Origin of the sequence: Polynucleobacter sp., from assembly GCF_018500155.2 — a bacterium.
GTDB lineage: Bacteria > Pseudomonadota > Gammaproteobacteria > Burkholderiales > Burkholderiaceae > Polynucleobacter.
On record NZ_JAHBAK020000077.1, the window covers coordinates 1 to 4,590 of the forward strand.

The following is a 4,590-nucleotide window of genomic DNA, read 5'->3' on the forward strand; positions in this document are numbered from 1 at the left end:
AAAAGCCCGGCATGCCGGGCTTTTGTTTATCTGCAAAGACGATTAGTTTGCACGGCTGCGATATTCGCCAGTACGAGTATCAATCTCAATTTTGTCACCAGTGTTGCAGAACAAAGGAACTTGTAATTCATAGCCAGTAGCCAACTTAGCCGTTTTCAATACCTTGCCTGAGCTGGTATCGCCTTTAACTGCTGGCTCTGTGTAGGTAATTTCGCGAACTAAGGAATTTGGCATAGCAACGGAAAGTGCTTTGCCTTCATAAAACACTACTTCACATGGCATACCTTCTTCGAGGTAGTTCAATGCATCGCCCATGTATTCAGATTCCACTTCGTATTGGTTGTAATCACCATCCATGAAAACATACATTGGATCGGCAAAATAAGAATAAGTACATTCTTTTTTGTCCAGAATCACTACATCAAACTTGTCGTCTGCTTTGTAAACACCTTCATTAGGGGCGCCTGTTAACAAGTTTTTAAATTTCATTTTGACAACGGAGGAGTTGCGTCCTGAGCGGCTATATTCGGCCTTTAAAACGACCATAGCATCTGCGCCAATCATGACGACGTTGCCAACGCGGAGTTCTTGTGCTGTTTTCATCTTGCTATTCCTGGGTGCAGAGAGGTATTTCTGCGGTTTTTATCAAAACCAAGATTGTAACCGCCCGTAGCCCTTTGCTGCTCGGTCTTAGGACGTAAACCGGATTAGACGGGCCGCCAAGCCACCATCCCCTTGGTTTTTGAGTAATTGGGTGCGCCAAGCCAGGGCGTGGGTAGACCATGCATTTAGGGATTTAAACCATTCGCTTGGCATAGCCCAGGTCATCGCGGCTATCACTGCTAACCTTAATTCGGAGTTCGTATTTTCAAGATAGAGATCTAAAAATGCAGCTAATTTGACTTCATGTGCACGATCCTCTTGACGATAGATATGCCAAATAAATGGTTTGCCAGCCAATTGCGCGCGCACAAATGAATCTTCGCCTCTCACAATATTGAAATCGCATTGGGATAGAACCCAGTCATATTCATCTTGGGAAACAAAAGGAATGGATAGCAATTGAAGATTGCTTGGAAGTTCAACAGGCTGTTCTCCATAAACATTTAGCAATTCTGAATGACCATGAGTCAGAATCACATCGATCTCCATCTCTAGAGTCGCTAAATTTTCAAGCCATTTTCTTAAAGGAGCGCCTGGGTAGCAGAAGATGCTGATGCGTTTAGCGTTGCTACGTAATTTTGTCCAAATGGTGCGCAAAAGCTCGGGAACGTGATTGGCTACGATCTGACCCTCAGCAGGAATAGGATCAATAAGCAATCCTCCCACACTCTCTTGAAATCCTGGAAAGAAAAAGTACTTTGGAATGCCATGAGACTGGGGTGAGGGCTTTGCATGAAAATCGATGATCCACGGTTCGGCGCTCAAATACTCTAAATTGATGATGAGGGGTTTTATGGGTGCAATAAATAATCCGGCAAGATAGCGCTCTGGAAGTTCGCAGCCAAAAGCCTCAATGACTACATCAGGGGTTTGGACGGGATGCCTAGCGTTGTGGTAACTTGCCTCCCAAGGTTGCAGATCAATTTTTTCTTTGATAGCTGATGGGGTTCCAGAAGCGAGTAAATTGAGGGTTGGTAGATCGTCGCAAAAAATGCGCACTTCTTGCCCATGAAGACTTGATAAGCTTCTGGCTAGACGCCAGCAAACTCCGGCATCACCATAGTTATCTACGATTTGGCAGAAAATATCCCAACGCATGAGTAATTCGCTTTTTGAAACCCTTCAGCAGGATGTTAAACGGCTACCCGGTTTACCGGGGGTGTATCGCTTTTTTGACGAAGCGGGAAACATTTTGTATGTAGGCAAGGCGCGTAATCTTAAAAAACGGGTATCGAGTTACTTTCAGAGCAAACAGTTATCACCCAGAATTGCTTTGATGGTGGGAAAAATTGCTCGTTATGAGACAACAGTAACACGAACTGAAACCGAAGCGCTTATTCTGGAAAACAATCTCATTAAAGAGCTGGCACCACCTTTTAATATTTTGTTTCGCGACGATAAGTCGTATCCCTATGTGATGCTAACCGGCCACGAATTTCCTAGACTTGCCTCCTATCGTGGCAAGGTGGATAAACGTAATCATTATTTCGGCCCCTTTCCCAATAGCTGGGCAGTGCGTAATAGCGTACAAATTTTGCAAAAAGTATTTCGTTTAAGAACTTGCGAAGACTCTGTCTTTAAAAATCGTAGTCGACCCTGTTTACTGCATCAGATTCATCGGTGCAGTGCTCCTTGTGTTGGGCGTTTAAGTGCCACTCAGTATGGGCAGGATGTGGCGCAAGCAACCCGATTCTTAGAGGGGGATCATACGCGGGTGCTATCCGAGCTTGAGAAAGAGATGCATGCCCATAGCGATGCGATGGAATTTGAGATGGCAGCTGTATTGCGCGATCGTATCGCCGATCTTTCAAGTGTGTTGCAACAGCAAGCGATGGATACGGTGGCCGATGGTGAGGGTGATGTCGACATCATTGCTGTCGCGCAGATGGAAGGGATGGTGTGCGTTAATCTTGCCATGGTGCGTGGTGGACGTCATCTTGGTGATCGAGCGTATTTTCCAAAAGGTTTGCGAACAAGCTCAGGAGAGCTACCGCCCCCTGCTGAAATTTTGGAGGCCTTTATTACGCAGCATTATTTAGAAGATGCCCCTGATCATGATGGGTCTTCGGTCAATCTCATACCTCCTGTTCTTGTCTTAAATCACCCGCTGCATTCGGTGAGTGACGATGTAACGCAAACGAGCAATGATCCAGCTACAGATTTACATACATTATTAAATGCTCAAGCCGGCAGAAAAATTACTCTTTTGCATCAACCCCATGGTCAGCGGCGCCACTGGTTATCGATGGCTGAGGGCAATGCCAAGATTGCTTTAACCAAGCGCTTAGTTGAGACGGGTGGTCAGCTAGCTAGGGCACGTGCCCTAGTGGATATCCTTGGCCTGGATCTGGAAGGTTTGGATCAATTGCGTATCGAATGTTTTGATATCAGCCATACCTCAGGAGAGGCTACTCAGGCTTCGTGCGTAGTGTATGCAAAGAATGCCATGCAATCTGGTGAGTATCGCCGCTTTAACATTAATGACATTACCCCTGGCGATGACTATGCAGCAATGCGCCAAGTTTTACAAAGACGTTATGCCAACTTTCAAGAATTGCCACCAGAAAAAGTTCCACAAGTAATTTTGATTGATGGAGGCAAAGGTCAGGTAGAAATGGCAAGGCAAGTATGTTCAGAGTTTGGCATGGATGTAGACTTGATCGTGGGCGTCGCAAAAGGCGAGGGCCGTAAGGTTGGCCTAGAAACACTGATCTTTGCAGACGGTCGTAAGCCGCTCGAGTTGGGAATCGATAGCGCAGCTCTTCTTTTGGTGGCGCAGATTCGTGATGAGGCACATCGCTTTGCGATTACCGGTATGCGCGCTAAGCGCGCTAAGGCCAGAACGGTATCACGTTTAGAGGAGATTGAGGGCATTGGTGCCAAGCGTCGTCAGAAGTTGCTAGCCCGTTTTGGGGGTTTAAAGGGCGTGGCAAACGCTACGATTGAGGAGATTGCCAGCGTTGAGGGTGTATCACGCACTCTAGCAGAGCAAATTTATCGCCAGCTGCATTAGTCTGCTGGTTTCACATTTGGTTTATGCTTAGCTGATGCCATTTAATTTACCTATCGCGTTGACCTGGTTGCGTGTTGCAGCAATTCCGCTGTTGGTAATTGTTTTTTATTTGCCAAGTGCGTGGTTGACGCCATTTGAAAAAAATATCATTGGGGCAATCATTTTTATCTCTGCTGCCATTACAGATTGGTTGGATGGTTTTCTAGCGCGACGTTTAAAACAAGAATCTGCATTTGGCCAGTTTTTAGATCCCGTTGCCGATAAATTAATTGTTGCGGCAGCACTCTTGGTATTACTCAACATGGATCGCGTTCAGGTGTGGGTTGCTTTAGTGATTATTGGGCGCGAGATCACCATTTCTGCACTAAGAGAGTGGATGGCGTTGCTTGGAGCAGGAAAAAGCGTAGCTGTACATATGGTGGGCAAGTTAAAAACGACTGCTCAATTAGTGGCGATACCATTTTTGCTGATTAATGACACACTTTTTGGTTGGCTCGATTGTGCTCGTGTGGGCACTTGGCTGATTTGGGTGGCAGCATTCTTAACACTTTGGTCGATGTTTTATTACCTCAAGAAAGCATTGCCACAGTTGGTCGGCAAAATCGACTAACTTCCACATTCCCCAGCCAGAAAGGCTTGGCGGGCTAAATTGCATCAAAATCATTTCATTTTGCAAAGGAATAATGCTTTCTTGGCGATTGTTTGCTAAACTATCGCCCTGTTACGCGGGAATAGCTCAGTTGGTAGAGCGCAACCTTGCCAAGGTTGAGGTCGCGAGTTCGAGCCTCGTTTCCCGCTCCAAATTCGATGGGAAGCCCTAAAAAGCTTCCCATTTTGGTTCTAGAGTTTGGCGCGTTGGCCGAGTGGTTAGGCAGGAGCCTGCAAAGCTTCGTACCTGTCTCTTATACACATCT

The 4,590-nt window shown here is 46.1% G+C and carries 4 protein-coding genes and 1 tRNA gene; 3 read left to right on the plus strand and 2 right to left on the minus strand.

Annotated elements, in window-relative coordinates; all coding sequences use genetic code 11:
* Positions 1-42: 42 nt before the first annotated feature.
* Both efp and earP read right to left on the minus strand, forming a co-directional pair.
* Entirely contained in the window at positions 43-603 is a 561-nt protein-coding gene (efp, locus tag KIH43_RS08835; RefSeq protein ID WP_296970261.1) for an elongation factor P, read from the minus strand.
* Positions 604-690: 87 nt separating this feature from the next.
* Positions 691-1,761: an elongation factor P maturation arginine rhamnosyltransferase EarP gene (earP, locus tag KIH43_RS08840; protein WP_297719870.1), complete on the minus strand. Its 1,071-nt coding sequence runs from the start codon at positions 1,759-1,761 to the stop codon at positions 691-693.
* Here earP and uvrC point away from each other — a divergent pair.
* From uvrC to KIH43_RS08855, 3 genes are all read left to right on the plus strand, one after another.
* On the plus strand, positions 1,760-3,676 hold the full coding sequence (gene uvrC, locus KIH43_RS08845) for an excinuclease ABC subunit UvrC (RefSeq protein ID WP_297719873.1): 1,917 nt from the start codon (positions 1,760-1,762) through the stop codon (positions 3,674-3,676). The two genes, earP and uvrC, sit on opposite strands and share 2 nt — an antisense overlap.
* 34 nt (positions 3,677-3,710) lie before the next feature.
* Entirely contained in the window at positions 3,711-4,286 is a 576-nt protein-coding gene (gene pgsA, locus KIH43_RS08850; protein ID WP_296970267.1) for a CDP-diacylglycerol--glycerol-3-phosphate 3-phosphatidyltransferase, read from the plus strand.
* Positions 4,287-4,401: 115 nt separating this feature from the next.
* Positions 4,402-4,477, plus strand: a tRNA-Gly gene (locus KIH43_RS08855).
* Positions 4,478-4,590 lie beyond the last annotated feature (113 nt).

What these genes read in the sequence shown, in the direction of transcription:
- efp (WP_296970261.1), bottom strand. Translation starts at nt 603, where the DNA reads ATGAAAACAGCACAAGAACTCCGCGTTGGCAACGTCGTCATGATTGGC.
- uvrC (WP_297719873.1), top strand. Translation starts at nt 1,760, where the DNA reads ATGAGTAATTCGCTTTTTGAAACCCTTCAGCAGGATGTTAAACGGCTA.
- earP (WP_297719870.1), bottom strand. Translation starts at nt 1,761, where the DNA reads ATGCGTTGGGATATTTTCTGCCAAATCGTAGATAACTATGGTGATGCC.
- pgsA (WP_296970267.1), top strand. Translation starts at nt 3,711, where the DNA reads ATGCCATTTAATTTACCTATCGCGTTGACCTGGTTGCGTGTTGCAGCA.